This is a genomic window from Gemmiger formicilis, from assembly GCF_018784445.1.
GTDB lineage: Bacteria > Bacillota > Clostridia > Oscillospirales > Ruminococcaceae > Gemmiger.
The window spans coordinates 116,231-143,031 of record NZ_WQOH01000052.1 but is presented as its reverse complement, the minus strand read 5'-3'; the positions used below and the strand labels follow the sequence as shown (position 1 = coordinate 143,031).

At 60.0% G+C, this 26,801-nt stretch carries 20 protein-coding genes and 1 other annotated feature; of the genes, 9 read left to right on the top strand and 11 right to left on the bottom strand.

Annotated elements, in window-relative coordinates; all coding sequences use genetic code 11:
- Nucleotides 1-50 precede the first annotated feature (50 nt).
- The 5 genes from GPK89_RS13210 to GPK89_RS13190 all read left to right on the top strand — a co-directional run bounded on the left by GPK89_RS13210 (nt 51) and on the right by GPK89_RS13190 (nt 7,756).
- A complete protein-coding gene (locus tag GPK89_RS13210) occupies nt 51-1,664 on the top strand; it encodes a peptide chain release factor 3 (RefSeq protein WP_215693770.1) in 1,614 nt (537 codons plus the stop codon).
- Between the two features lie 15 nt (nt 1,665-1,679).
- Nucleotides 1,680-2,564, top strand: a complete 885-nt coding sequence (locus GPK89_RS13205) for a YitT family protein (RefSeq protein ID WP_215694055.1) — start codon at nt 1,680-1,682, stop codon at nt 2,562-2,564.
- Between the two features lie 283 nt (nt 2,565-2,847).
- A complete protein-coding gene (locus tag GPK89_RS13200) occupies nt 2,848-4,242 on the top strand; it encodes a radical SAM protein (protein WP_215693768.1) in 1,395 nt (464 codons plus the stop codon).
- Nucleotides 4,242-5,396, top strand: coding sequence for a hypothetical protein (locus tag GPK89_RS13195; protein ID WP_215693766.1), 1,155 nt, complete (start codon nt 4,242-4,244; stop codon nt 5,394-5,396). Before GPK89_RS13200 ends, GPK89_RS13195 begins: the two co-directional genes overlap by 1 nt.
- A gap of 305 nt (nt 5,397-5,701) precedes the next feature.
- Nucleotides 5,702-7,756, top strand: a complete 2,055-nt coding sequence (locus GPK89_RS13190; protein ID WP_215693764.1) for an AAA family ATPase — start codon at nt 5,702-5,704, stop codon at nt 7,754-7,756.
- Nucleotides 7,757-7,859: 103 nt separating this feature from the next.
- Here the strand turns inward: GPK89_RS13190 and ptsP are convergent, their stop codons facing one another.
- From ptsP to GPK89_RS13175, 3 genes are all read right to left on the bottom strand, one after another.
- Entirely contained in the window at nt 7,860-9,539 is a 1,680-nt protein-coding gene (ptsP, locus tag GPK89_RS13185) for a phosphoenolpyruvate--protein phosphotransferase (RefSeq protein WP_215693762.1), read from the bottom strand.
- Nucleotides 9,540-9,613: 74 nt separating this feature from the next.
- Nucleotides 9,614-9,874 carry an HPr family phosphocarrier protein gene (locus GPK89_RS13180; protein WP_215693760.1) on the bottom strand — a complete coding sequence of 87 codons (261 nt, stop codon included), beginning with the start codon at nt 9,872-9,874 and terminating at the stop codon, nt 9,614-9,616.
- A 194-nt stretch (nt 9,875-10,068) separates the two neighbouring features.
- Nucleotides 10,069-10,842, bottom strand: a complete 774-nt coding sequence (locus GPK89_RS13175) for an HAD hydrolase family protein (RefSeq protein ID WP_215693758.1) — start codon at nt 10,840-10,842, stop codon at nt 10,069-10,071.
- Between the two features lie 139 nt (nt 10,843-10,981).
- Here GPK89_RS13175 and GPK89_RS13170 point away from each other — a divergent pair, with 139 nt between their 5' ends.
- Nucleotides 10,982-11,500, top strand: coding sequence for a gamma carbonic anhydrase family protein (locus GPK89_RS13170; RefSeq protein WP_215693756.1), 519 nt, complete (start codon nt 10,982-10,984; stop codon nt 11,498-11,500).
- Between the two features lie 181 nt (nt 11,501-11,681).
- Here GPK89_RS13170 and ilvD read toward each other — a convergent pair whose 3' ends face one another.
- The 4 genes from ilvD to ilvB form a co-directional block, all read right to left on the bottom strand.
- Complete coding sequence (gene ilvD, locus GPK89_RS13165) at nt 11,682-13,340, bottom strand: dihydroxy-acid dehydratase (RefSeq protein ID WP_215693754.1); 1,659 nt, start codon at nt 13,338-13,340, stop codon at nt 11,682-11,684.
- Nucleotides 13,341-13,507: 167 nt separating this feature from the next.
- Nucleotides 13,508-14,527, bottom strand: a complete 1,020-nt coding sequence (gene ilvC, locus GPK89_RS13160; RefSeq protein WP_215693752.1) for a ketol-acid reductoisomerase — start codon at nt 14,525-14,527, stop codon at nt 13,508-13,510.
- 163 nt (nt 14,528-14,690) lie between these two features.
- The gene (ilvN, locus tag GPK89_RS13155) at nt 14,691-15,260 is read right to left on the bottom strand and encodes an acetolactate synthase small subunit (RefSeq protein WP_215693750.1); all 570 of its coding nucleotides are present in this window, start codon (nt 15,258-15,260) and stop codon (nt 14,691-14,693) included.
- Between the two features lie 10 nt (nt 15,261-15,270).
- Nucleotides 15,271-16,935 carry a biosynthetic-type acetolactate synthase large subunit gene (gene ilvB, locus GPK89_RS13150; protein WP_215693748.1) on the bottom strand — a complete coding sequence of 555 codons (1,665 nt, stop codon included), beginning with the start codon at nt 16,933-16,935 and terminating at the stop codon, nt 15,271-15,273.
- Nucleotides 16,936-17,057: 122 nt separating this feature from the next.
- Nucleotides 17,058-17,302: a binding site (T-box leader), on the bottom strand.
- 139 nt (nt 17,303-17,441) lie between these two features.
- Here ilvB and GPK89_RS13145 point away from each other — a divergent pair.
- Nucleotides 17,442-18,617, top strand: coding sequence for an ATP-binding protein (locus tag GPK89_RS13145; protein ID WP_215693746.1), 1,176 nt, complete (start codon nt 17,442-17,444; stop codon nt 18,615-18,617).
- Nucleotides 18,618-18,693: 76 nt separating this feature from the next.
- Here the strand turns inward: GPK89_RS13145 and ilvA are convergent, their stop codons facing one another.
- Nucleotides 18,694-19,899, bottom strand: a complete 1,206-nt coding sequence (gene ilvA / locus GPK89_RS13140; protein WP_215693744.1) for a threonine ammonia-lyase — start codon at nt 19,897-19,899, stop codon at nt 18,694-18,696.
- 283 nt (nt 19,900-20,182) lie between these two features.
- Between ilvA and kduI the strand changes: the two genes are divergently transcribed.
- Nucleotides 20,183-21,028, top strand: coding sequence for a 5-dehydro-4-deoxy-D-glucuronate isomerase (gene kduI, locus GPK89_RS13135; protein ID WP_215693742.1), 846 nt, complete (start codon nt 20,183-20,185; stop codon nt 21,026-21,028).
- A 149-nt stretch (nt 21,029-21,177) separates the two neighbouring features.
- Entirely contained in the window at nt 21,178-21,987 is an 810-nt protein-coding gene (locus GPK89_RS13130; RefSeq protein ID WP_215693740.1) for a gluconate 5-dehydrogenase, read from the top strand.
- Between the two features lie 289 nt (nt 21,988-22,276).
- Here the strand turns inward: GPK89_RS13130 and GPK89_RS13125 are convergent, their stop codons facing one another.
- The 3 genes from GPK89_RS13125 to GPK89_RS13115 all read right to left on the bottom strand — a co-directional run bounded on the left by GPK89_RS13125 (nt 22,277) and on the right by GPK89_RS13115 (nt 26,571).
- Complete coding sequence (locus GPK89_RS13125; protein WP_215693738.1) at nt 22,277-23,149, bottom strand: aldose epimerase; 873 nt, start codon at nt 23,147-23,149, stop codon at nt 22,277-22,279.
- A 154-nt stretch (nt 23,150-23,303) separates the two neighbouring features.
- Complete coding sequence (locus GPK89_RS13120) at nt 23,304-24,788, bottom strand: UxaA family hydrolase (protein WP_215693736.1); 1,485 nt, start codon at nt 24,786-24,788, stop codon at nt 23,304-23,306.
- A 283-nt stretch (nt 24,789-25,071) separates the two neighbouring features.
- A complete protein-coding gene (locus GPK89_RS13115) occupies nt 25,072-26,571 on the bottom strand; it encodes a tagaturonate reductase (protein ID WP_215693734.1) in 1,500 nt (499 codons plus the stop codon).
- Between the last annotated feature and the right edge of the window lie 230 nt (nt 26,572-26,801).

The following is a 26,801-nucleotide window of genomic DNA, read 5'->3' as shown; positions in this document are numbered from 1 at the left end:
TATTTATTATCTATTATCTTTTATCTATTATCTAAACCAAGGGAGTAATCATGGCATCATTGCGCGAAGAAATCGAATCCCGGCGCACATTTGCAATCATCTCGCACCCCGACGCCGGTAAAACCACACTGACCGAAAAACTGCTGCTCTACGGTGGGGCCATCCAGACCGCCGGCTCCGTCAAGGGCAAGCAGAGCGCCAAGCACGCGGTATCCGACTGGATGGATATTGAGAAGCAGCGCGGTATCTCGGTCACCTCCTCTGTCCTGCAGTTCAACTACCAGGGCAAGTGCATCAACATTCTGGATACCCCCGGCCACCAGGACTTCAGTGAGGACACCTACCGCACCCTGATGGCGGCGGATTCCGCCGTCATGGTCATTGACGCCGCCAAGGGCGTTGAGGCCCAGACCATCAAGCTGTTCAAGGTCTGCACGCTGCGCCACATCCCGATTTTTACCTTCATCAACAAGATGGACCGCGAGGCCCGCGACCCGTTTGAACTGATGGAGAACATCGAGGAAATCCTCGGCATCAAGACCTACCCGATGAACTGGCCCATCAGCTGCGGCAAGGACTTCAAGGGCGTCTACGACCGCAACGCCAAGCGAGTGCTGGCCTTTGAGAGTGACGGCCGTGCCAACGGTGTGAAGATGGTGGACGAGGTCGAGGCCGAGCTGGGCGACGCCCGCCTGGACGACCTGATTGGCGCTGCCAACCATGAGAAGCTGGCTGAGGACATTGAGCTGCTGGACGGCGCGGCGGAAGAGTTCGACCTCAACGCCGTGCAGCACGGCGAGCTGTCCCCCGTGTTCTTCGGCTCGGCTTTGACGAACTTCGGTGTTGAGCCGTTCCTGAAAGAGTTCCTGCGCCTGACCCCCACCCCGCTGCCCCGCAAGGACGCCGTGGGCGGCGAGCTGGTAGAGCCGTGCAGCGACCAGTTCAGCGGCTTTATCTTCAAGATTCAGGCCAATATGAACAAGAACCATCGCGACCGCATCGCGTTCTTGCGCATCTGCTCCGGCAAGTTTGAGCGCGGCATGGAGGCTTTCCATGTGCAGGAGGGCAAGAATATCAAGCTCGCCACCGGTACCAGCCTGATGGCCGACGACCGCGCCATTGTCAGCGAGGCTTACGCGGGCGATATCATCGGCCTGTTCGACCCGGGTATCTTCTCCATCGGCGACACGCTCTGCACCGGCAAAAAGCACGTGCAGTTTGCGGGTATCCCGACCTTTGCGCCCGAGCATTTTGCCCGCGTGACCCAGGTGGACACGATGAAGCGCAAGCAGTTCGTCAAGGGCATGGAACAGATTGCCCAGGAGGGCGCGATCCAGATTTTCCGCGACCTCGGCTCCGGCATGGAGGAAGTCATTGTCGGTGTTGTCGGTGTGCTGCAGCTGGAAGTGTTGGAGTACCGCCTGAAAAACGAGTACAACGTCGATATCCGTATGCAGCAGCTGCCCTATGAGCATCTGCGCTGGGTGCTGAACGACCCCGACGAACTGGACATCAAGCATCTGGACGTGACCAGCGACACCCGCGCCATTGAGGATATGAAGGGCAACCCGCTGCTGCTCTTCGGCAGTCCGTGGAGCATCAACTGGGCCGAGCAGCACAACGAAATGCTCAAGCTCTCCGAGTTCGGCAACCTGACGTTCTAAGGGGAGGCATTTTTGATGCTGGCGCAGCTGAAAAAACACCTGACCCCGCACGAACTGTGGGAGGATGCGAAGTTTTTCTTCCTGCTGAACCTGGGGCTTATCGCCACGGCCGTGGGCATTGCCGTTTTCAAAACGCCCAACCACTTTGCGTTCGGCGGCACGTCGGGTCTGTCCATCGTGCTGGCAACGCTGTTTCCCCGCTTCAACGTCGGCGCGTTCATGTGGTTTGTCAACGCCGCGCTGGTGCTGCTGGGGTTTGTCTTTCTGGGGATCAAGTCCATGGGCTGGACCATCTACTCATCCTTTGCGCTGTCGTTCTACGTCAGCCTGTGTGAGCGGCTTTACCCGCTGGACCACCCGCTGACGAACGATGTGTTTTTGGAACTGTGCTTCGCGGTCATCCTGTCCGCGGTAGGCGCGGCCATCGTCTTTAACATCGGCGCGTCCACCGGAGGCACCGACATTGTAGCGATGATTTTGAATAAGTACACCAGTATGCCGGTCGGCCGTGCGCTGATGGTCAGCGATGTGGGCATTGTGCTGGTGGGTGCGTATCTCTACGGCCCAGCCACCGGGCTGTACTGCATCCTGGGCATGATTTTAAAGAGCACCGTCGCTGACAGCGCGATTGAGAGTATCAATATGCGCAAGGTCTGCACGGTCGTGACGTCAAACCCAACGCCGGTGCGTGATTTTATCGTGAACGACCTGCACCGATCGGCTACGATGGAGCAGGCCGAGGGTGCCTACACCCACGACGAAAAGTGGGTGCTGACCACCGTGTTGACCCGCGGCCAGGCGCAGAAGCTGCGCCTGTATGTGCGCGGCCTGGACGACCACGCGTTTATAACCATCGTCAACAGCAGCGAGATCGTAGGCAAGGGGTTTAGGGCGATTTGAACTCCAAGGCTTTCTCCCCTGGGAGAAATCGGCCCCGCAGGGCCGGATGAGGGGTGAGCTGCCCGCAAGAAACCGAAAACGGTCAATAGGGCAGACCTGCCCCTCATCAGTCCGCTTCGCGGACAGTTTCCCCTTAGGGGGAAGCCTTTTAGGAAGCACCTATCTTCGGATGGGTGCTTTTTCTATTGTAACCAGGTTGTAATCACCCCCGAAATATGCTATACTTTTTATGCGTATCGTAAGCAACCTGTATAAGAAACTTGAACGAGGGGAACCTCTTTTTATGAGATATTCAAAACATTTGACCTATTCGGAACATATGTTCCTGCGCAGCCGGCTGAACCGGGTGCGGCATATCACACTGGACCCGGACGGCCCCGGTGTGGTGCGCATCCATATCGTGCCCTGCCATAAGCCCGACCACGAGACGCCGTTCACCGTGATTTTGAACGGCCAGGATATTCTGCCGCTGAACGTCAGCTGGGCCATTCTGCTGACCAACCTCATCGAGGCTTTAAAACCCTGCACCGGCAAAGAAATACGTCCTGAAGAATGGGCGGCCATCAACGCCCAGGCTGTGGCGGCCACCCGCAAAATTTACCGCAAGACCGAGTATGCGCAGATCGAGAGCGATTTGCAGCTGCTGGTGGACAGCCTGTGTACGATTGCCCGGGGCGGCGAGCCGCCGCTGACCGTGCAGCCTATGAGCCTGGCCGAGTACGCGCCCCGCATGGTGGCCCCCCACCGCATGGATCTGATGGTCAGCTCGATGGTCAAGGATGGCGCGTGGCACTGCAACCAGAAATGCCTGCACTGCTACGCCGCAAACCAACCGCTTTCCGCCGTGCCGGAGCTAGACACAGACCAATGGCTGGCCGTGATTGAAAAATGCCGCAACGCGGGCATCCCGCAGCTGACCTTTACCGGCGGCGAGCCGACGCTGCGCCATGATTTGGTCAAGCTGGTGCAGGCTGCGCAGTGGTTCGTCACCCGGCTGAACACCAACGGCCGTATGCTGACCAGCATGATGTGCAAGGAACTCCACGAGGCCAGTCTCGACGCCGTGCAGATTACCTTCTACTCCGCCGACGCCGATATCCACAATGAGCTGGTGGGCGTGGACGGCTACAATGACACGTTGAACGGCATCAAAAACGCGCTGGCCGCCGGGCTGAATGTGAGCCTGAACACTCCGCTGTGCAGCCTGAACCGGGATTACCTGTCCACGGTCAAACTTGCCCACGAGCTGGGCATACGCTACCTGACCTGCAGCGGGCTGATCCCTGCGGGCAACGCCGAAACTGCCGCCAGCCGCGCCGTGCGCCTGACGCCGGAGGAGCTGGAAGCAACGCTGCGCCCCGCCATGGAGTACGCCGCCGCAAACGGTCTGGAAATCAACTTTACCAGCCCCGGCTGGCTCAGCGAGGATACGCTGCGCGGTTTAGGCTTTACCCAGATCCCCAGCTGTGGGGCCTGTCTGTCCAACATGGCGATTGCGCCGGACGGCACCGTGCTGCCCTGCCAGAGCTGGCTGACCGGCAAGGGCCTGGGGAACCTGCTGCGCACACCCTGGCAGCGCATCTGGCGCAGCGACGAATGCCGCGCCATCCGCGGGCAGAGCGCCAAAATGGAGCGCCGCTGCCAGCTGGGAGAGACCCCGATGCAGGAGGGCTGCTGATGAAAACGAGTGTTCTGCGCTGTCTGGCGCTTTTGTGGGCTGTCCTGCTGTGCGGCAGTCTGCTGGCTCTGCCCGCTGCGGCGGCCGAGGTGGACGCCCCCTACGCCGAGAGCGGCGACATGGATTATATCCGCAGCTACATCGTGACCGTGGATCCGAGGGAGGACGGCACGGCGGATATTACCTACGACATTGACTGGCAGGTCATTGACGGCGACGCCACCGACTATTTGAGCTGGGTCAAAATCGGCCTTGCCAATGCCAGCGTGGACGAGCTGACCCCGCTGACCGATACGATTTCCGACTTGCAGTATTCCAGCGACGGCGGCAGCTATGCCAAGGTCGTGTTCAACCGCCGCTACTATGCCCCCGATGTGGCCGCGGCGAATGGCGGTGAGAGCAGCGTACATTTTGTGTTCAGCGTACATCAGAGCCACCTGTTCACACGAAATGACGACGGTACGGCAAACTTCAACTTTACACCGGGCTGGTTCGACGATTTGAGCGTCGGGAATATGCAGGTGCGCTGGCGCAATTACGACGGCTTTGTGGCGGATAATACTGGCATGGACGGTGATTACCTGACCTGGGATTTCGGCGCGATGGGCCACGGCCAGGCGGCCAATGTCCATGTGACAGTACCCATTACGAACGCCGCCGCCTTTGACCCGGGGGCCGAGATGACCACCGACGACTACGACAGCGGTGAGGATTTAGAGGGAATCATCGTGCTGCTGGCGTCGGCTGTTATTGTGCTGCTGGCGGTGGCAATCATCATCATTGCGGTGGCCTCCCAGTCCCCTGACTGGGGCGGCGGCTTCGGCAGTGATATCGACCCCGATGACTGGTTCTGGTACACCAACGGCGTACACACGATCCGCCGCGCCCGCAGCGCACCCCCGCCCACCGGCTACCACCGCACCGACCCACCCCCGGAGTACCGCTCCGGCGGCGGCAAGACCCGCGGCGGCGGTGTGGGCCGCAACCACAGCAGCCATTCCAGCTGTGCGTCCAGCTGCGCCTGCGCGTGTGCATCCAGTTGTGCGTGTGCCTGCGCCTGTGCAGGCGGCGGCCGCGCCGGGTGCAGTGTGAAGGACTTCTACACGGTAAAAATCCCTAAGGCAACACCGCACAATTCCCACCTGACGGCTTAAGCACCGCTCCGGCGGCTGCGGCACGGCATCTGCGTTGCCAAAATGCTCGATAATGTCGGGTTGCGGTACCCGCATCGTGCTTCGGGGGCAAAAGCCCCTCGCACTCTGCGACCGCTGCCCCTGCTTCGGTTCGCTGTATCCGCCACTGGCGGCGCTCACCTTTGCAGCATCCAGTATTATCTGCGCTTTTGGCTTAGCAGCTGCCGCACCTCGCTCGCCGTATCGGCACTTAGAATTATGCGGTATTGCCCTAAGAAAAATGCAGGGGCCGATGTCAGCATCGACCCGGAAATCGAGGATGGAAAATGAGCCTGGAAGATCAGTACGATGCCTGGGTCCGCGGCCTGATGGGCGGCGGCAAATACGCCGCCAATGAGCAGCAGGCCGAAGCTGCCAGCGATGCCGTGCAGCAGATGCAGGCCCAGCTGGAAGCCCTGAGCGCGGCCCAGAAACGCCAATCCGCCGCCAGCAGTGCGCTGGGCGCGGTGCAGAAAGCCGGTGCCGCCACCGCCGAGAATGTGCGCAAGATGAGCAGTGAACTGACAAAGTCGCTGAAACAGGATGGCCTGCTGGGCGGCACGGTGGCCGCGCCCTCCCCTGCCCCGGCTGCCAACGGCAAGGCAGATTTTACCGGTGTGACGGATAAAATCAAAGCCCAGGTGCTGGGGCAGGATGCCTTCGTCTCGGCGCTGGTCAAGGCGTTCCGCCGCCCCTTTGTGCTGGGCACGGCGGAGGATACCACCCGCGCCCGCAGTGTGATGCTTCTGTGCGGGCCCAACGGCACCGGCCGCCACTACGCGCTGAAATGCGTGGTGGAAGAACTGGCCGCCCGGGGCATCCTGCGCAGCGCGTCGATTGAGACGCTGGACTTGGCGCTCTACCCCGGCCCCGCGCAGGAGAAGCTGTTTTTGCAGGATCTTTACGCGGCGCTGCAGTCCGACGCCGAGGTGCTGGCCTTTGAGCATTACGAGGGCTGTGCCGCCAACTATTTAAATATGCTGTCCACGCTGGCCATCGATGGTACGCTGGCGCTGTCCAGCCGGTACGTCTTGCAGCGCGGCATCCTTGTCGATGTCGGCACAGCGCTGGCCCCCGGGGCCATCGGCGAATTGCAGGCGGGCGGTAAATACTTTGTGTTCTACTCCAACAAGGGCGAGGCCGCGCTGGCGGACCACTTCGGCGCAAAGTTCGTGGATACCGTCGCGGGCGATATCTGCCGCACCGAGGCGTTCACCCCCGATGCGCTGGCGGCTGTGGCCGCGCGGGAGCTGAATTTTCTCGTCAAACGCACCCGCAAGCAGTGCGGACTGGCACTGTCCATGGGCGCGGATGTACGGGATCTGCTGGCAGCCCAGTACGGCAAGACCAGCGGTATGCAGGCCATGCGCGATTACTGCGAGACGGTCTACCGCGCCATTGCCGAGTATGTGCTGGATGCTGACGCGACACCCGCCGAGGGCACGCCTGCCGTGCTGACGGCGGTGGACGGCAAACTGTGCATGGCTGTGAATGGCGGCAAGGCCATTGACCTGCTGGCACTGCTGCCCCAGCAGTACCGCGGCGACGTGGATGCCGTGGAGGCCGAGCTGGACGGCATCATCGGCCTGGAGGAAATCAAAAATTATGTGCGGGATATCGCCAAAAACGTGCAGACCCAGCAGCGCCGCAAGGCCCAGGGCCTGAAGGTGGCCGAGGTCAATATGCACATGATCTTCACCGGCAACCCCGGCACCGGCAAAACGACGATTGCCCGCATTCTGGCGAAATATCTGAAAGCCATCGGCGCACTGCGCGGCGGCCAGCTGGTGGAAGTGACCCGTGCGGACCTGGTAGGCCGCTATGTGGGCCACACGGCCCCGCTGACAAACTCGGTCATCCAGAGCGCCCTGGGCGGTGTGCTGTTCATCGACGAAGCCTACGCCCTCTACCGCGGCGGTGAGGACAGCTTCGGGCTGGAAGCCATCGACACGCTGGTCAAGGGCATTGAGGATCACCGCGACGACCTGGTCGTCATTCTGGCGGGCTACACGAAGGAGATGCAGCTGTTTTTGAGCGCGAACTCCGGCCTTGCCAGCCGCTTCCCGAATCAGATCGAGTTCCCGGATTACTCGGGCGAGGAGCTGTATAAGATTCTGTGCTCGATTGCCAAGGGCAAGGGCTACACACTGGACGACGCCTGCAAGCTGCCGCTGGTGACCTACTTTGACCGCAAGCAGGTCGAGGACGCTGCCACCAACGGCAACGGCCGTATGGCGCGCAATACCTTGGAAAAAGCAATTTTGAACCAGTCTAAGCGGCTGGTGGCCGACCCGGATGCCAGCCTGGAACTGCTGCTGCCAGGGGATTTTGAGTTGGAATAAGGCAAAGTTGCAGGGGCCAGGCATACCTGGCCCCTGCATATAGCGACAAAAAATGGACACCTGACATTTCATCAGGTGTCCACTTTGTTTTATAAAACCAATTTTACCGTGCCGTGTAATCCGAATCCAGCTCGGCCAGGATGCGCTCGCTGGTCTCGCGGGTGTCAGTCATGCGGACGGCGTTGCGCAGCGGCAGCACAGAGCGCGGCGTCACAGAAAGCTCGTCCACGCCGATGGCGAGGAACGTCTCGGTCAGGGCCAGGTCTGCGCCCAGCTCGCCGCAGATGCCCACCCAGATGCCGTTCTTGTGGGCGTTCTCCGTCACCATCTGGATCAGGCGCAGCACAGCCGGGTGGTGCGGGTCGTAGAAACGGCCCAGGTCGTTGTTCTGGCGGTCGCAGGCCAGCGTGTACTGGGTCAGGTCGTTCGTGCCGATGCTGAAGAAGTCCACTTCCTTCGCCAGGCGGTCGCTCATCACAGCGGCAGCGGGCGTCTCGATCATAATACCGATCTGCACGTCCTCGCTGTACGGCGTGCCCTCGTGCTTCAGTTCACGTTTGACTTCCTCGCAGAGCTTCTTTGCCTCGCGGACTTCCCAGACGGACGTGACCATCGGGAACATAATGCCCAGCTTGCCGAAAGCCGACGCACGGAACAGTGCGCGCAGCTGGGTCTTGAAAATCTCCGGCCGGGTCAGGCAGATGCGCAGCGCGCGCATACCCATGGCGGGGTTGTCCTCCTTGGGCAGGTTGAAGTAGCCAATCTGCTTGTCCGCGCCGATGTCCAGTGTGCGGATGATGACTTCCTTGCCGTCCATGTCGGAGAGCACCTGCTTGTAGGCCTCAAACTGCTGGTCCTCGGTCGGATAGTCGCTGGTGTTCAGGTACAGGAACTCGGAGCGGAACAGGCCAATGCCGCCGCCGTCGTTGACCTGTACGGCGTGGACATCCTCGGGAGAGCCGATGTTGCAGTAGATGCGGATGGTCTTGCCGTCCTTCGTCGCGTTGGCCTGGCCTTTCAGCGTTTCCAGCAGGCGCTGCAGACGCAGCTGCTCGTCGCGCTTCTTCAGCAGGCGGTCGCGGGTGTCGTCGTCGGGGTCAATGACCAGTGCGCCGGTAGCACCGTCCGCAATGGCCTGGCGGCCCTCGTATTCGGGCTTCAGGGCGTCGCCCATGCCAACGATGGCAGGGATGCCCATGGTACGGGCCAGAATGGCCGTATGGCTGGAGCCGGAGCCGCCCGCCGTGATGAAGCCGAGAATCTTTGACTTATCCAGCTGGATCGTCTCGGAGGGGGCCAGGTCGTCGGCGCAGAGCAGCACCGGCACATCGGACGCAATTCCGCCCTGCACGATGCCGCACAGGATGCTGAGGATGCGCTGGCTGACGTCCTTGACGTCGGCGGCGCGGGCCTGCATATAGGCGTCGTCCATCGAGGCGAACATCTCGGCAAACTGCTCGGCTGTGTCGGAGACGGCGGCCTCGGCGTTCATCTTCTGGTTGAGGATGCGATCTTCGATGGCCTCCTCGTAGTCAAGGTCCTCGGCCATCATCTGGTGGGTCTCAAACAGCATGGCGGCCTCGTCGCCGGCTTCCTTGCGGGCCTGCTCGGCCAGAACGCCCAGTTGCTCGACTGCGCCGGTCTGGGCGCCTTTAAAGCGATGCCACTCGGCGTCTGTATCCTCTACGGTATAGCGCTTGATCTCGGCCGTGGCGCGGCGGTAGAAGTAGAGCGGGCCAACGCCGACACCGGCGGAAACGCCCTTGCCCTGAATCGTGATCATGGGAAAACCTCCTTACAAAAAGGGCCGCGCCCGCCGTTCTGGTGTGGCGGCCGCGGCCGTAAATGAAATCGGAATTACAGATGCTCGTTGAAGAACTTCTCCATGGCGGGGGCGGCGGTCTCCTCGTCGGCGCCCTCAATCTTGACGGTGACGGTGTCGCCGCACTTGATGCCCATGCCCATCAGAGCCATCAGGCGGGTGGCGTCAACGGACTTGCCGTTCTTGTCCACGATGGTGACGGTGCTCTGGCAGGTCTTGGCCTCTTTTGCAAGCATACCGGCGGGACGTGCATGGATGCCGACCGGCTCTTTGATGGTATACGTGAATTCTTTCATAGCTTTTTCCTCCCATAAGTGCGCAGCGGTAGAGCGCGGCGCAATCATTAAGCTGTTATTATAATAACATACTGCGCCGTATACGTCAACGGAAAAAGAGCCAAAAACACCCCTAATCTTTGGTGAATTTGTTAAAAATTTTCGGCAGGGACTGCACCGAAAAGCCATAACATGGGAGATTTTGTCATTTGGCGTCATTTTGCAAGAAAATCCCGCAGCACGTCCTCGGGGCGCGGGGTGTGCAGCGGATAACGGGCGCGCAGCGCGGGGGCGGCGCTGTCCATGATGTAGGGGGTGTCCACGATGTCCAGCATTGATACATCGTTAAAGTTGTCGCCAAAGGCCATGACCTCATCGGGGGCAATGCCCAGCACGCGGCAAAGGGACTGTACGCCGACGCCCTTGTTTGCGGTCGTGGTGTCGATCCAGTAGGGGCCGGCCACTGCGCAGTTGGCCTGCTGCCAGCGCGGCACAAAGCGGTCGACATAGGGCGCGACCCCCTCGTGCAGATAGACCGACACCTTGACGATCTCCTCCGGAATCTCGGACGGGTCGGCAATGACCTTGTACCGGTTGCCGATGAACCGGATGCGGTCGAGCATGCCGAGGCCCCGCTCCATCAGGTAGGCGCAGTTCTGACCGGAAAGCATGACCTCTCCCTGACCGTCGCTGTTCTGCCACATATCGCGGGCGATTTCCTCGGCCAAGGCGCGGGGCATCGGATTTTCCGCAATGCACTGCTCGTCCTTGAACAGGACGCCGCCGTTCTCGCACAGGAAAACGCAGCAGTCGGCCACAGGCTCAAACAGCAGGCGCAGGCTGGTGTACTGCCGCCCCGACGCCGGGCAGAACAGGATGCCCCGGTCATGCAGGGCGCGGATCTGGTCAAAAATTTCGCCCTCCAGCTTCTGGCGGCCGTATTGCAGCAGCGTACCGTCAATGTCGCTGCAGATCATTTTGATGGACATAGTACAACTCCTTTTATTTCGCGCTTTTATTGTACCACAGGTGGCGGTGACTTTTCAATTTCGATTTCATTTTGTATAATAGATATAAGGGGCGGCGTCCCCGACGCCCCGTAGGACGATATCGAAAGGAAGAAAACCTATGCCTTTTATCACAGTGAACGCCCACTCCCCTGCCGATTACGGTGCGGCCTTCGCAGCGGAAAACGCGACAATCGCGGGCAGCGTGCGGCTGGAAAAGAACAGCAGCGTCTGGTATGGCGCGGTGCTGCGGGCCGATACCGGGCGCATCACCATCGGCGAGAACTCCAACGTGCAGGATAACGCTGTGCTGCACACCGGCCCCGGGCTGGATGTGACGATAGGGCGCGGCGTGTCCATCGGTCATGGAGCCATCGTCCACGGCTGCACAGTGGGCGATAACTGTTTAATTGGGATGCACGCCACGATTTTGAACGGCGCAGTCATCGGCGCGGGCAGTTTGATTGCCGCCGGGGCGCTAGTGCCGGAAAAGATGGTCGTGCCCGCAGGCAGCCTTGTCATCGGCGTGCCGGGAAAGGTCATGCACCCGGTCAGTGCGGCGCAGGCCGCAGGAATCAAAGCAAACGAGGAAGAGTACCTGGAATTGGCGAAGCTGCACGCGAAAGCCCCGAATTTGTAGGGGGGCGGCGTCCTCGACGCCCCGCGGAGGGAGCAAGACCACTCTCTGCAAGGCAATTTCAATGGGCATTGCAGGGCAAAACGATCGTATACGGGAAGGCCGAGGGCCGGGCATGCCCGGCCCCTACCGTTCAATAAACCAAAAGAGGATGCCGTCAACCAAACAGCACCCTCTTTGGTTTTTATTTCAGCACCGCACCCAGGTTGGCGCTTGTAACAAGCCTTGCGTAGCGTGCCAGCCAGCCGGTCTTGATGTTCGGCTCGGGCTGGATGTAGGCGGCTTTGCGGGCGGCAAGCTCGTCGTCACTGACGGCCAAGTGGATAGACGCATTCGGAATATCGATCTCGATGGTGTCACCCTCCTTGACGAGGCCGATGGGGCCGCCGGAGGCTGCCTCGGGGCTGACATGGCCGATGGCCGCGCCGCGGGACGCACCGGAGAAGCGGCCATCGGTGATGAGCGCCACGGTGGTGTCCAGCTTCATGCCCGCCAGCGCACTGGTGGGGTTGAGCATCTCACGCATACCGGGACCGCCCTTGGGGCCTTCGTAGCGGATGACTACGACGTCGCCGGGGTGGATGTCCCCTGCGTAGATGGCCGCAATGGCGGTGTCCTCACTGTCAAAGACGCGGGCCGGGCCGCTGTGTACCTGCATTTCAGGCGCAACGGCGCTGCGCTTGACGACACAGCCGTCCGGCGCAATGTTGCCCCACAGGATCTGCAAACCACCGGTCTGGCTGTACGGATTGTCGATAGAGCGGATGGCCTTGTTGTTGAGAATCTTCGCGCCCTGGATGTTCTCCCCCAGGGTCTTGCCGGTGACGGTGGGCACATTCAGGTCCAACAGGCCCTTCTTGGCCAGCTCGGCCTGCACAGCCGGGATGCCGCCCGCCTCGTACAGGTCGGGCATATGGGTCGGGCCTGCGGGGGCCAGGTGGCAGAGGTTGGGCGTCTTGGCGGAAATCTCGTTAAAGAGCTTCAAATCAATGGGGCAGCCTGCCTCCTGGGCAATCGCCAGCAGGTGCAGTACCGTGTTGGTGGAGCAGCCCAGCGCCATGTCACAGGTCAGGGCGTTGCGGATGGAGCGCTCGTTGATGATCTGACGGGCGGTCACGCCGCGGTTGACCATGTCCATGATGGCCATACCGGCGTGCTTTGCCAGCTGCAAACGCTTGGCGTAAACGGCGGGAATCGTGCCGTTGCCGGGCAGGGCGATACCGATGGCCTCGCACAGGCAGTTCATGCTGTTGGCGGTGTACATACCGGAGCAGGAGCCGCAGCCCGGGCAGCAGTTGCAGGTGCAGTCCTCGAGCTGATCGTCGTCGATGAGGCCCGCTTTGTAGGCACCCACGGCCTCAAACATTTTGGAAAGGCTGACTTCCTCGCCGCCATAGCGGCCGGCCAGCATCGGGCCGCCGCTGCATACCACGGCGGGCACATCCATACGGACGGCGGCCATGACCATGCCGGGAACGATTTTATCGCAGTTGGGCACGAGAACCAGGCCGTCCAGCTGGTGGGCCATGAACATCGTCTCGACGCTGTCACAGATCAACTCGCGGCTGGCGAGGGAGTATTTCATGCCCACGTGGCCCATGGCGATGCCGTCGCAGACACCGATGGCGGGGATGAGGATGGGCGTACCGCCTGCCATGCGGACGCCGGCCTTGACGGCGTCGGCAATTTTGTCCAGGTTCATGTGGCCGGGTACGATCTCGCTGTGGGCGGACACAACGCCGATGAGCGGGCGGTCCAGCTCCTCCGGTGTGTAGCCCAGCGCATAGAACAGGCTGCGGTTCGGGGCCCGCTCCGGGCCTTTTTTGACGTTATCGCTGTTCATAGTTTTTCTCCGTTTTTCTATCAGGGGCACTTGTAGGGGCGAGGCATGCCTCGCCCTCAACTTTGCGGCAGGCACCGGATAAAAGGGTGGCCGCCGCCAGGTTAAGGGCCGGGCATGCCCGGCCCCTACAAGTTGCCGGTAATGCGCGTATTGTTACAATTACAAACTTACTTCTTCAGCCAGCTCATCATCTTGCGGAGCTCGGCACCGACCTTCTCGATGGGGTGGTTGGCGGCGATGCGGCGCTGGGCCAGGAAGTGGGTCTTGCGGCCGCCCTTCGGGCTCATCTCGGTCAGGAACTCACTGGCAAAGGTGCCGTCCTGGATCTCCTTCAGGACCTGCTTCATCTCCTTGCGGGTGTCCTCGGTGATGAGGCGCTTGCCGGTGCGGTAGTCGCCGTACTCGGCCGTGTTGGAGATGGAGTAGCGCATCTTGGAGAAGCCGCCCTCGTTGATAAGGTCAACGATGAGCTTCATCTCGTGGCAGGTCTCAAAGTAGGCCATCTCAGGGGCGTAACCGGCCTCGACCAGCGTGTCAAAGCCAGCCTGGATCAGCTCGCAGACACCGCCGCAGAGCACAGCCTGCTCGCCGAACAGGTCAGTCTCAGTCTCCTCCTTGAAGGTGGTCTCCAGGATGCCGGCACGACCGGCGCCGATGCCGGAAGCGTAAGCCAGGGCAATCTCCTTGGCCTTGCCGGTGTAGTCCTGCTCAACGCAGATCAGGGACGGGCAGCCCTCGCCCTCGGTGTACAGGCGGCGGACGATGTGGCCGGGGCCCTTGGGGGCAATCATGATGACGTCAACGTTCTTCGGCGGGGTGATGGTCTTGAAGTGAATGTTGAAGCCGTGGGCGAATGCCAGGGCCTTACCCTCGGTCATGTAGGGGGCAACCTGAGAATTGTAGATGTCGGCGCACAGCTCGTCGGGAACCAGCATCATGACGACGTCACCGGCCTTGGCGGCCTCCTCGACTTCCATGACCTTGAAGTTCTCGTGGGTGGCGGCAAACTCGGAGGCTTTCTCCCAGTGGGCAGAACCCTTGCGCAGACCGACGACGACATTGACGCCGCTCTCGGCCAGGTTCTCGGAATGAGCGTGGCCCTGGGAGCCGAAGCCGATGACGGCAACGGTTTTGCCGTCCAGCACGCCAAGGTTGCAGTCGGAATCGTAATACTTGTTGATAGCCATTGTGGTGTCTCCTTTGTTGTTGATACTTTTTATATTTGTAATTTTAATTGGGAAACGAAAATAAAAATCCGTAGGGGCGCATTCTATATGCGCCCGTGCAGTGCAGCCTACGGCGGGCGGATATGGAATCCGCCCCTACAGGCATTGAAAATTTACGAGCAGCTCAATGGCAGTGCGTCCCGGGCAGCGGCAGCTGTGCCTCTCCGACCTCCTGCGCGGGTTTCTGCATATGCTGGTGCTTGCCGCCGCGCTCGAGAGCAGTGACGCCGGTGCGGCAAAGCTCCAGAATCTCATAGCCCTTGAACATCGTCAGGAAAGCGTCGATTTTATCCGGCTTGCCGGTCAGCTCAAATACCATGCTGTCAGGCGACAGGTCGATGATTTTCGCCTTGTAGATGCTGGAAATCTCCCGCAGCTCGGCGCGGTTTTGGTTGTCGCAGGCTACCTTTAACAGCAGCAGCTCGCGCTGTAAGCTCTTGTCGGGGTCCAGCTCAAAGACCTGGCGGGTGACTTCGAGGCGTTCCGTCTGCAAAATCAGCTGGGTCATGGCCTGCTCGCTGCCGCGCAGCGTGACCGTAATGCGGCTGACTTTGGGGTCATTCGTAGCCGAGACGGTCAGGCTGTCAATGTTGAAGCCACGGCGGCAGAACAGGCTGGAAATGCGGGCCAGAACGCCGTTGGAGTTATCGACCAGCAGGCTGATGACCCGCCGGGTGTTGTTGTTTTGTTCCATGCGTGTCACCTCATTCCATGATGATATCGTTGATGGTGCCGCCGCCGGGGATCATCGGAAGGACTTTTTCATCCTTGCCGATGCGGCAATCAATCCAGCTCGGGCCTTTCTGCTGCATGGCGTCGGCGAAAGCCGCCTTGAACTCGGCGGGAGTCGTGGCGCGGTAGCCCTTGGCCCCAAAGCCCTCGGCCAGCTTGACAAAGTCGGTGCGGCGGTGCGGGTCGGTGTCGGAGTAGCGCTTCTCGTAGAAAGTCGTCTGCCACTGGCGCACCATGCCAAGCACCTGGTTGTTGAAGATGACTGTGATAATGGGCAGGCCATAGCTGACGGCAGTGCAGGCCTCGTTCAGGTTCATGTGGAAGGAGCCGTCGCCGGTCAGCATGACGACGCGGGCATCGTTGCCCAGCGCCATCTGTGCGCCGATGGCCGCGCCGTAGCCGAAGCCCATCGTGCCCAATCCACCGCTGGTCAGGAACCCACGGCTCTTGGTGTGGTGCAGGTATTGCGCCGCCCACATCTGGTGCTGGCCGACGTCGGTGACGTAGACGGCCTCGGGACCGGCCTGGCTGCAGATTTCGTCGATGATCTGATGGGGTTTCAGCTCGGTATCGCTGTCCACCGGCTTATAATCGTTCTTCTGCCAGCTGCGGATCTGCTCCATCCAGAGCTTGTGCTCGGTCTTTTCGACGTAGGGCAGAATTGCCTGCAAAATGTAGCTGGCGTCGCCGGTCAGGCTCAAATCGACGTCGACGTTCTTGCCCAGCTCGCTGGGGTCGATGTCGATTTGAATGATTTTTGCGCGCTTGGCAAAGCTGTCGGGGTTCAGCGCCACGCGGTCACTGAACCGCGTGCCCACGGCGATGACGAGGTCGGCCTCGTCGATGGCCTTGTTGGCGGCGTAGCAGCCGTGCATACCCAGCAGGCCCAGATTGTGCGGCTCGCCGTAGCTGAGAACACCCGCGGCCATCAGGGTGTAGGTGGCGGGCATGCCGGTCTTTTCCAGCAGGTCGCGCAGGGGCTGGCAGCCCGCCGCACTGCGCACACCGCCGCCGAAATAGACGATGGGGCGCTCCGACTCGTTGATGAGGCGGGCGGCTTCCTTGACGTCCTCTTCATTATAATAGGTCACGGTGCGGATGAGTTCCGGCGCTTTGGGGGTGAACTCGCAGGACGCCGCCGTGATATCCTTCGGGATATCGACGAGCACCGGGCCTTTGCGGCCGGACTGTGCAATGCGGAAGGCCGCGCGCATCGTATCGGCCAGATCCTCTACCCTGCGCACCGTGTAGTTGTGCTTGGTGATGGGCATTGTGATGCCCTCAATGTAGGCCTCCTGGAAGGAGTCTTTACCCAGCAGCGTCGTGGCGACATTGCCGGTGAAGGCTACCATCGGCACGCTGTCCATGTAGGCCGTGGCAATGCCGGTGACAAGGTTCGTCGCACCCGGGCCGCTGGTGGCCAGCACAACGCCGGTACGACCCGTGGCGCGGGCGTAACCGTCCGCCGCGTGGGACGCGCCCTGCTCGTGAGCGGTCAATACGTGGCGTATACGATCGGAGTTTTTATACAACTCGTCATACAGATTCAGCACTGCGCCGCCCGGATAGCCGAACAGGGTATCGACGCCCTGCTCGACCAACACTTCGACGAAGATCTGTGAACCGGTCAATTTCATGGTGTTTGCTCCTTCCTACTTCCTGTGCGACTTCCCCGGGGCATCCGTATGGCGGGGTTCCCTCACCCCGCTGCGGCCCGGTAAGGGGCAATATAAGAAAACAGGCTTTGCCCCTTGCTTTTCCAAGAGACAAAGCCTGTGCATTTCACATACTCTGCGGTACCACTCTCATTGGGGCGTTGCCCCCACCTCATGAACCTCTAACAAGGTCCGGCACTGTAACGGGTGCGCCCGTACCGCCCTACTGTGATTTTCGGGTGGTCTGCTCCGGGATCAGTTCGCGGCTTGCCTGCCTTGCTGCCTTGCACCGACCGGCAGTTCTCTGAAAGGGGCGGAACCGTTACTAACTTCCCATCCAAGCATTATCTGGATTTATGGTAAACTATACCGTACTTTTGCATGTTTGTCAAGACTTCTTTGAAAATTATGCAACAAACCTTGCAACTTTTTGTCGCGGCAGTTATACTGGGGTAAAGAGTGTTTCTCTTGGGAAAGGATTATAAACTATGTTACGTAATGAATGGCTGGCCCATCTGGATGGGCTTGTGGTGTTTCGCGGCCTGCTGGCGGCCGAGCCGCTGTGCACGCTGCGTGCGGCGCTGGCGGCGGACGATGCCGCCCTGACCGGCGCAGTGGCCGCGTTTGAGGCGGCGCTGTTTGCCCGCGGCACCAACTGGACTGATGCCCTGCTGGAAGCGGTGCTCGAGGATGAGAACCTTTGTTTAAAGGTTGCCGCCGGGCAGGAGGCCGGGCCGGTGCTGGAAAAGGCAATGGATGATGAATTGGACTTTCTGCAAGCGTTGGGCCGTGCACCGCTGGACGAGGTGTTCCCCGATGCGGCAGCGTTCCTGCCCCGGTGGCAGGTCACGCCCGACGCCGATTACCACGCGGCCTACGCAGCCCGCCGTGCGGCCATGGGCCAGAAGGGTTACGGTATGTTTGCCCGCCACCATGTCTTTGCGCTGGAAGAGGGTCGCCTGGTGCCGGTGCGCTACCCCGACCCGCAGCGTTTGAGCGAGCTGCCCGGCTACGAGCAGGAGCGGGAGAAGGTCATCGCCAACACCCGCGCCCTGCTGGAAGGCCGCCCCGCCAATAACGTTTTGCTGTACGGCGATGCGGGCACCGGAAAATCCAGCACGGTCAAGGCCATTGCCAACGAGTTCGCCCCCGACGGCCTGCGCCTGATCGAAGTGAAGAAAAACCAGCTGTACCAGATTCCTGCCCTGATGGACGAACTGGCGAAAAATCCGCTGAAATTCATCCTGTTTATCGACGATTTGAGCTTTGCGTCCAACGACGATAACTTTGCCGCGCTGAAAGCGATTCTGGAGGGGGGCGTCGGCGGGCGCAGCCATAACGTGGCGGTCTACGCAACCAGCAACCGCCGCCACCTGGTCAAGGAGACGATGGCCGACCGCAGCGGCGACGACCTGCACGCGATGGACACTCGCCAGGAACTCATGAGCCTGTCGGCCCGGTTCGGCCTGACGGTGACGTTCCAGCAGCCCGACAAGGACCGCTACGACCGCATTTTGCTGGAACTGGCGAAGCAGTACAACGTCCAGATGCCCAGCGACCAGCTGTTCATCAAGGGCGCGGCCTTCGCTCTGCGTGCCGGCGGCCGCAGTCCCCGCGTGGCAAAACAGTTTGTGGAATTGCTGGCGGCGGGGGTCAAGGTCTGACCTTGACAGCGAAGAAATAAGAGAGAGGAGAGAGTCTGGCAAGAGGAAATCTCTTTTCTCTTGCCTTAGTTTACGTTTACGCCCTCTCTGTCACCAGCTTAAATCCGGCCTCGGTCAGCTTCTCCTTGATCGTCTCGATCTGCGCGGCGTCGCGGGTCTCTAGCCCCAGCTTAAGGAAACAGCTGGTGATGGCCATGTTCGCGTCACTGCGGTCGTGGTGGACGCTGACGACGTTTGCGCCGCAGGCCGAGACAATGTCGCTGACCAGGCTTAGCTGGCCGGGCTTGTCCTCCAGGGCAATCATCAGGTTCGTCTTGCGGCCGCTCATGACCAGGCCGCGGGTGATAACGCGGGAGAGAATGTTCACATCAATGTTGCCGCCGGAAATCAGGCAGACGGTTTTCTTGCCCGCCAGCGGCAGCTTGCCGAACAGCGCGGCGGCCACCGGCGTGGCACCTGCGCCCTCGGCCACGAGCTTCTGGTTCTCCATCAGCGCCAGGATGGCGGCAGCGATCTCGTCCTCGCTGACCGTGACAATGTCGTCCACGTACTGGCTCACCATGTCAAAGGTCGTCTCACCGGGCGTCTTGACCGCAATGCCGTCGGCAAAGGTCACGGCGGAGTCCAGCGTCTCGTACTTGTGATCGTGGAATGCGTGCTCCATGCTGGGGGCACCCGCCGCCTGCACGCCGTAGATTTTTACCTCGGGACGCAGGCTCTTGATGGCAAACGCCACGCCGGAAATCAGACCGCCGCCGCCGATGGGCACGATGACCGCGTCCACATCGGGCAGCTGGTCGAGGATCTCCAGGCCGATGGTTCCCTGCCCCGCAATGACCAGCTCGTCGTCATAGGGGTGGATGAAGGTCATGCCGGTCTGCTCCTGCAGTTCCACGGCGCGGTCATGGGCGTCGTCGTAGGTGCCCTTGACCAGCTCGACCTCTGCGCCCAGCCGCTTGGTGCTTTCCACTTTCATAATAGGGGCACCGTCCGGCATACAGACAACGCTCTTGATGCCCATGCGGGTGGCGGCCAGCGCCACGCCCTGTGCGTGGTTGCCCGCCGAGCAGGCGATGACGCCCTTGGCACGTTCTTCCGCCGAAAGCTGGCTGATTTTGTAGTACGCGCCGCGCACCTTGAAGCTGCCGGTGACTTGCAGGTTCTCAGTTTTCAGGTAGAGGTCAGTGCCCGGGCAGAGGCGCGGGGCGGCAATTAAATCCGTTTTGCGGGCGACCTGCTTTAAAATGAACTTTGCGTGGTAGATTTTATCCAGTGTAAGCATGGCGTGCTCCTTCATTTTTGACAAGAATTCAGCCCGACCCGGGACTTGCCGGATCGGGCCGGGCCGCACCCTTGCGGCCGGGACACTGACATGAGTATAGTTGAAATTTGCTAATTTGTAAAGTGAAATATTTTCATGATTAAACTGCACAATTAGTCTGCTTAATTATTGTGCAATTCTACCACTATGTTCTAACCCGAGGATGTTGTATAATAGGACTAACGATGGCAAAATATGTTTGCTTTTTAACAATCATCTGTTACGTCAAGGAGGCAGTTTCCGTATGGATATCCGTTATTCCTGTAACCAGCGCGATTTCAAGCGCTACACCACCGAGGAAACCCGAAACGAAATGCTCATCACCGGCCTGTACAAGGCGGACGAGGTCGTGGCCGTGTACAGCCACGTGGACCGCATGGTGACGCTGGGCTGTATGCCTGTACACGAGGAAGTCCCCATCGACAAGGGCATCGACGTCTGGGCCAACTTCGGCACCCATTACTTCCTGGAGCGCCGCGAGATCGGCATTTTCAATATCGGCGACGGGGCCGGCACCATCACGGCGGACGGCCAGGAGTACCACCTGAACTACAAGGACTGCCTGTACATCACGAAGGGCAACGAAAAAGTTACTTTTAAGAGTGACGATCCCGAGCACCCGGCCAAATTCTACATGGTTTCTGCCCCGGCCCATTGCAGCTACGAGAACAAGCTCATCACCATTGAGCAGGCCGCCAAGCGCCCCCTGGGCAGCGTTGAGACCTGCAACAAGCGTACCATTAACCAGTTTATCCACCCCAGTGTCCTCAAGACCTGCCAGCTGTCCATGGGTATGACCGCCCTGGAGCCGGGCAGCAACTGGAACACCATGCCCAGCCACACCCACGAGCGCCGCATGGAGATCTACACCTACTTTGAAGTTCCCGAGGGCCAGGTCGTTTTCCATATGTGCGGTGAGCCTACCGAGACCCGCCACATCGTCATGCACAACTACGATGCCGTCATCAGCCCCTCCTGGAGCATCCACAGCGGCGTAGGCACGTCGAATTACACCTTTATCTGGGCCATGGGCGGCGAGAACATGGAGTTTGACGACATGGACAATATCGCTACCACCGACCTGCGCTGAACGCAAAAAACGCACATATCTTGCGTTTACTTACGCAAAAAATGCGCAACAAATTTTGCGCACCACGCATCCCGTTTACTTAAATTCATGCGCCCGAGATACGGACGCTTGAATATATGACTGTTACAAACTTTAGGAGGTTTTGCATCATGTCTGTTTGCACCCCGAAATCCTTCGACCTGACCGGCAAGGTCGCGCTCATCACCGGCGCTTCCTACGGCATCGGCTTTGCCATTGCTACCGCTATGGCAAACTGCGGCGCTAAGATCGTCTTTAACGACATCAAGCAGGAGCTGGTTGACAAAGGCCTGGCCGCCTACAAAGAGGCTGGCATTGAGGCCCACGGCTATGTCTGCGACGTCACCAATGAGGACGCCGTCAACGCCATGGTCAAGCAGATTACCGAGGAAGTCGGCCACATCAATGTGCTGGTCAACAACGCCGGTATCATCAAGCGCATCCCGATGATCGAGATGACCGCTGCCCAGTTCCGCCAGGTCATCGACGTTGACCTGAACGCTCCCTTCATCGTTGCCAAGGCCGTTATCCCCGATATGATCGAGCAGGGCGGCGGCAAGATCATCAACATCTGCTCCATGATGAGCGAGCTGGGCCGCGAGACTGTCTCCGCCTATGCTGCTGCCAAGGGCGGCTTGAAGATGCTGACCAAGAACATCGCTTCTGAGTACGGCCAGTACAACATCCAGTGCAACGGCATCGGACCTGGCTACATCGCCACCCCGCAGACTGCCCCCCTGCGCGAGATCCAGCCCGATGGCTCTCGTCATCCCTTCGACCAGTTCATCGTTGCCAAGACCCCCGCTGCGCGCTGGGGTGAAGCCGAGGATCTGGGCGGCCCCGCCGTCTTCCTGGCCTCTGAGGCTTCCGACTTTGTCAACGGCCTGATCCTCTACGTCGATGGCGGCATCTTGGCCTACATCGGCAAGCAGCCGGGCTGATACATTCTTCGGAGAAGAAAGTAATCAAAGAAGCTTTCAAAATTTATCCCATGAAAGGGATATATAATAAAGCAAAAAGGACATCCGCTCGTAAAAAGGCGGATGTCCTTTTTTTGATTTGGTGCTTTTGTAGGGGCCGGGCATGCCCGGCCCGCAACTGTACGGCAAAAGCGCTTTTACGGTAAGGCTGCGGGCCGCACATGTGCGGCCCCTACCTCGCAACGCTTGTAGGGGGCGGCGTTCTTGATGCCCCGCGGCAGGACTGAATCTCTCCCCTACTGCCGTAACTTTACTCGATGGTCACGCTCCACTTGAACTCTTTCGTCTCGCCGGGGGCCAGCTCGATGTGGCGGCCTTCCTCATTGACGGAGTTTGCCCAGCCGTTCCACGGCTCCATGCAGACGAAGCTCTCGGCGTCCTGCTGCCAGAGTACGCCGTTGGAGAAAACGCTCTCGTCAAATGCGACGGTGACTTTGTGGCCGTTGCCGGCATCGGTCAGCTGCATCGGGCTTTTTACGCCGGTCAGCAGACGGATGGAGTCGGCGCTGCCTTCCTTGCGGGTCAGCGTGATCGTCTCGGGCGCGGCGGGCTGCTCACCCTTGGCGCTCTCGCTGCAGGTGGCGGCGTCAATGGCAAAGGAGACATTGTCGAGACTGGTCACGCCGAAGTAAGGGTGGAAACCAACGCTGAACGGCAGCGTCTTGTCACCGGTGTTGGCGACGGTCAGAGCCAGCGTGGCGGTATTGCCAACCAGCGTGTAGCGCATGGTCAGGGCAAAATCAAACGGATAAACGAACTTTGTCAGACCGTTGGGGGTCAGGGTCAATTCAATGGCGCTGTCGTCGGCGCTTTTGACCTGCCAGGGCACCAGGTCGGCCAGACCGTGGACCTCGATGGGATAGGCTGTGCCGCCGAAGTGGTGCACGCCGCCGTCCGGCTTGCCGCAGTTTGGAAACAGGATGGGGATGCCGCAGCGGGGGCGGTCGGTGGATTCAAAGTTCTTATCGCGCAGCCACAGGTACTCATCACCGTTCTTGGTGAAAGAGGTAGCCATGCCGCCCTTCTCGGGCGTGACGGTGAACGCGCACTCGCCGTCGGTCAGGGTCAGGGTCTTATACGATGCGCCGTACTTTTCGTAGACGCCAGTGGTAAGTTTGGGCATAAATACATTCTCCTTATCAAATGCTTGTAGGGGCCGCACATGTGCGGCCCGCAACTTTGTGGAAAGCACCCGATTGCGGGTAAGTTGCGGGCCGGGCATGCCCGGCCCCTACAGCGTAGTGGTTTTTTCGTGTTTAATTATACCACAAACAGGCTTACAATACAACGCCATCCTTGAAAATCGAGATCTCGCGGAAGCCCTTTTTCTCGGCGCAGGTCTGCTTGCCGGAGGCAACGTCCAGCACCAGCTGGTACAGGTCGGCACCGGCCTCGTCCAGCGTGCGCTCACCGTCGGCGACAACGCCCGCATTGAAATCGATCCAGGTCTTTTTCTTGGCGGCCAGCTGGCTGTTGGTGGCAATCTTCAGCGTCGGGGCGGGGGCACCAAAAGGCGTGCCGCGGCCCGTGCTGAACAGCACCATATGGGCACCGGCGGCAGTCAGCGCGGTGGCGGAAACCAGATCGTTGCCGGGGCCGTACAGCATATTCAGGCCCTTGGTCACGACCGGTTCACCGTAGCCGATGACGTCCATGATGGGGGCGGAGCCGCCCTTCTGCACGCAGCCACAGGACTTGTCCTCCAGCGTCGTGATGCCGCCCTGCTTGTTGCCCGGGCTGGGGTTATCATAGACGACCTCGTTGTGGCTGATGAAATACTCCTTGAAGCCGTTGATCATCTTGACAGCCTTCTCAAAGACTTCCTCGTTCTGGCAGCGGTCCATCAGGAAACCCTCGGCACCAAACATTTCAGGCACCTCGGTCAGCACGGTGGACCCGCCGCGGGCGCACAGCATATCGCTGAAACGGCCAATCGTCGGGTTGGCGGTGATGCCGGACAGGCCGTCCGAGCCGCCGCACTTCATGCCGATGACCAGCTCGCTGGCGGGGATCGCCTCGCGCTGGAACTGTCCGGCGTAGGCGGCCAGCTCCTTCAAAATCTCGCGGCCTGCTACCAGCTCATCCTCGACATCCTGACAGGTCAGGAACTTGACGCGGTCGTGGTCGTAGTCGCCCAGCTCTGCCAGGAACTGCTCGTGGGTCAGGTTCTCGCAGCCCAGGGAGAGTACGAGCACTGCGCCCGCGTTGGGGTGGCGCACCAGAGAGGCCAGCAGCTTGCGGGTCTGGGCATGGTCATGGCCGGTCTGGGAACAGCCGAACGGATGGGTAAAGGTGTACAGGCCGTCGATGCTGCCGGTGACGAGATCCTGGTTATCGCGCACCAGCGTCTTGGCGCAGTCGTTGACGCAGCCGACGGTGGGGATGATCCAGATTTCGTTGCGGATAGCGGCGCGGCCGTCCTTGCGGCGGTAGCCCATAAAGGTCTCGGGTGCAACCGGGGTCAGCGGATGCACGTTGGGATGGTAGCTGTACTCGACCTCGCCGGAGAGGTTCGTGTGGATGTTGTGGGTGTGCATCCAGGTGCCGGGCACGGCGTCCGCCGTGGCATGGCCGATGGGAAAGCCGTACTTGATGACGTTTTCGCCCTCTTTGATGGGGGCAATGGCCATCTTGTGGCCCTGGGGGATATCCTCGACGGCGGTGATGGTGGTGTTATCGACCGGGACGGCCGTGCCCTTGGCGATGGGATGCAGGGCGACGACGACATTATCTTTGGGGTTGATCTTAATGGCGATGGGCATAAGATGTCTCCTTACTCATAATAGAAACTGGGGCCGGAGGGCATTCTCCGGCCCCAGTGGGGTACGTTTTAAGCCTTCCACCTTGGGGGAAGGTGGCCGTAAGGCCGGATGAGGGGCAGGTGTGCGGGGGGGGGCAGACCGTAAACGGTCAATATCGGCAGACGCGCCCCTCATCAGTCACCTTCGGTGACAGCTTCAGTCTACGCGCTAAGAGCCGCCTTCGGCGGTTGCGCTCCGACACGCGCCTGCGGGCGCAGTCCCTCGGGGAGAAGCCTTTATGGGCTTACAGGCAGCTCTTGTAAGCGGCCAGCGCACCATTCTCACGGATATTGGTCAGGTTCTTGACGGTGGCTTCCTCGAAGCCGGGAACCTTGGTCAGATCCTGGCCCCACATCTTCTCGTTGGTCATGACGGCGTGGACAAGCGTCGGGATGTCGTCGTTCTTGTGCTCGTTGTAGAACTCAAGGACCCAGCGGTCGTCGGAGACCGTGTACTCGTTGCCCTTGGCACGCTTGCAGACCAGGCCCTTGTCGGTCAGCTCCTGCACATCGTTGGTGTAGAAGGCGATGTAAGCGGCAAAGCTCATGGTCAGGCAGGTGGGCAGCTTGCCGTTCTTCTCGACATACTCGAGGAAGGACGGCATATTGCGGGCACGCCACTTGGAGGTGGAGTTCAGGGAAATGCTCATCAGCTCATGGTTGACGAATGGGTTATTGAAGCGGTCCTCAACAGCGGCGGCGAACTTCTTGCAGTCCTCCTGATCCAGCGGCAGAATGGGGACGACTTCCTCGGACAGCATCTTGTTCATATAGCCCAGAACGGTGGCGTCGTGCATACAGTCGCGCACGATGTCAAAACCGGCCAGGTAAGCGCCCAGGACAAAGCCGGTGTGGGCACCGTTCAGGATGCGGACCTTGCGCTTCTTGTAGGGACTCATGTCGGGGGTCACGAAAACGCGATCCTCAAGACCGGCTTTGCGGAAAGGCAGGATATCGTTCAGCTTGGTGTCGCCCTCGATGACCCAGACGCCAAAGACCTCGCCGACGTCCAGCAGGGGATCAGCGTAGCCGTGCTTTTCTTCCAGCTCGGCAACTTCCTTCGGGTCACGGATGCGGCCCGGAACGATGCGGTCAACCAGAGAACCGCAGAAGGTGCAGTCCTCGTTGACGTACTTCTTGAAGCCGTCCTCCAGGCCCCACTGCTCGATGTACTGGTTGACGCACTTGAGCAGCTCCTTGCCGTTGTTGTCAATCAGCTCACAGGCCAGCATGATGATACCCTTTTTGCCGGCCTTATAGCGGTGGTACAGCACCTGAGTCAGCTTGCCGGGGAAGCTGGATGCGGGCTCGTCCTCCAGCTTGCAGGCGGGGTCGTAGGCGATGCCGGCCTCCGTGGTGTTGGAAACGATGATTTCCAGGTCGTCGCTGGCGGCGACTTCCATCATCTGGTCGAAGCCTTCCTTCTCATACGGGTTCAGGCAACGGGAGACACTGGAGATAACGCGTTTGTCATCGACCTTCTGGCCGTTTTCACTGCCGCGCAGGTACAGGGTGTACAGGCCCTCCTGCTCGTTGATCATCTTGGAAAGGCCCGGGGCGATGGGCTGGACCAGAACGCACTTGCCGTTCCAATCGGCCTTCTCGTTGGCCAGATCGAACCAATAATCTACAAATGCGCGCAAGAAGTTACCTTCGCCGAACTGCAGTACTTTCTCGGGTGCATTCTTCAGAATGTAGCCGTTGTAGCCGGATTTTGCAAGAACTTCATAATTCAAGGTTTCCATAAACGCTTCTCCTTACTTAATAACAATTCTGGTGCGCGGCAGTGGGGGCCGCAGCACGCCTTGTTACCTACATTGTATTTTTTTTGGCCTGGTTCGTCAAGTTTCATTCTGTAATCAGCGCACATATTTTGCGCAATTTTCTGGCCTTTTTTGGGATTCCACATCTTGCACAACAAGCCACCGCATTTTTTGGCTATAATTTCGATTAACGAGCAATTTTCGCAACTTGC

What these genes read in the sequence shown, in the direction of transcription:
- ilvC (WP_215693752.1), bottom strand. Translation starts at nt 14,527, where the DNA reads ATGGCTATCAACAAGTATTACGATTCCGACTGCAACCTTGGCGTGCTG.
- GPK89_RS13130 (WP_215693740.1), top strand. Translation starts at nt 21,178, where the DNA reads ATGTCTGTTTGCACCCCGAAATCCTTCGACCTGACCGGCAAGGTCGCG.
- GPK89_RS13205 (WP_215694055.1), top strand. Translation starts at nt 1,680, where the DNA reads ATGCTGGCGCAGCTGAAAAAACACCTGACCCCGCACGAACTGTGGGAG.
- ilvB (WP_215693748.1), bottom strand. Translation starts at nt 16,935, where the DNA reads ATGAAATTGACCGGTTCACAGATCTTCGTCGAAGTGTTGGTCGAGCAG.
- GPK89_RS13175 (WP_215693758.1), bottom strand. Translation starts at nt 10,842, where the DNA reads ATGTCCATCAAAATGATCTGCAGCGACATTGACGGTACGCTGCTGCAA.
- ilvN (WP_215693750.1), bottom strand. Translation starts at nt 15,260, where the DNA reads ATGGAACAAAACAACAACACCCGGCGGGTCATCAGCCTGCTGGTCGAT.
- GPK89_RS13210 (WP_215693770.1), top strand. Translation starts at nt 51, where the DNA reads ATGGCATCATTGCGCGAAGAAATCGAATCCCGGCGCACATTTGCAATC.
- GPK89_RS13120 (WP_215693736.1), bottom strand. Translation starts at nt 24,788, where the DNA reads ATGCCCATCGCCATTAAGATCAACCCCAAAGATAATGTCGTCGTCGCC.
- GPK89_RS13145 (WP_215693746.1), top strand. Translation starts at nt 17,442, where the DNA reads ATGTTACGTAATGAATGGCTGGCCCATCTGGATGGGCTTGTGGTGTTT.
- GPK89_RS13180 (WP_215693760.1), bottom strand. Translation starts at nt 9,874, where the DNA reads ATGAAAGAATTCACGTATACCATCAAAGAGCCGGTCGGCATCCATGCA.
- GPK89_RS13170 (WP_215693756.1), top strand. Translation starts at nt 10,982, where the DNA reads ATGCCTTTTATCACAGTGAACGCCCACTCCCCTGCCGATTACGGTGCG.
- ilvA (WP_215693744.1), bottom strand. Translation starts at nt 19,899, where the DNA reads ATGCTTACACTGGATAAAATCTACCACGCAAAGTTCATTTTAAAGCAG.
- GPK89_RS13200 (WP_215693768.1), top strand. Translation starts at nt 2,848, where the DNA reads ATGAGATATTCAAAACATTTGACCTATTCGGAACATATGTTCCTGCGC.
- ptsP (WP_215693762.1), bottom strand. Translation starts at nt 9,539, where the DNA reads ATGATCACGATTCAGGGCAAGGGCGTTTCCGCCGGTGTCGGCGTTGGC.
- ilvD (WP_215693754.1), bottom strand. Translation starts at nt 13,340, where the DNA reads ATGAACAGCGATAACGTCAAAAAAGGCCCGGAGCGGGCCCCGAACCGC.
- GPK89_RS13190 (WP_215693764.1), top strand. Translation starts at nt 5,702, where the DNA reads ATGAGCCTGGAAGATCAGTACGATGCCTGGGTCCGCGGCCTGATGGGC.
- GPK89_RS13125 (WP_215693738.1), bottom strand. Translation starts at nt 23,149, where the DNA reads ATGCCCAAACTTACCACTGGCGTCTACGAAAAGTACGGCGCATCGTAT.
- GPK89_RS13195 (WP_215693766.1), top strand. Translation starts at nt 4,242, where the DNA reads ATGAAAACGAGTGTTCTGCGCTGTCTGGCGCTTTTGTGGGCTGTCCTG.
- kduI (WP_215693742.1), top strand. Translation starts at nt 20,183, where the DNA reads ATGGATATCCGTTATTCCTGTAACCAGCGCGATTTCAAGCGCTACACC.
- GPK89_RS13115 (WP_215693734.1), bottom strand. Translation starts at nt 26,571, where the DNA reads ATGGAAACCTTGAATTATGAAGTTCTTGCAAAATCCGGCTACAACGGC.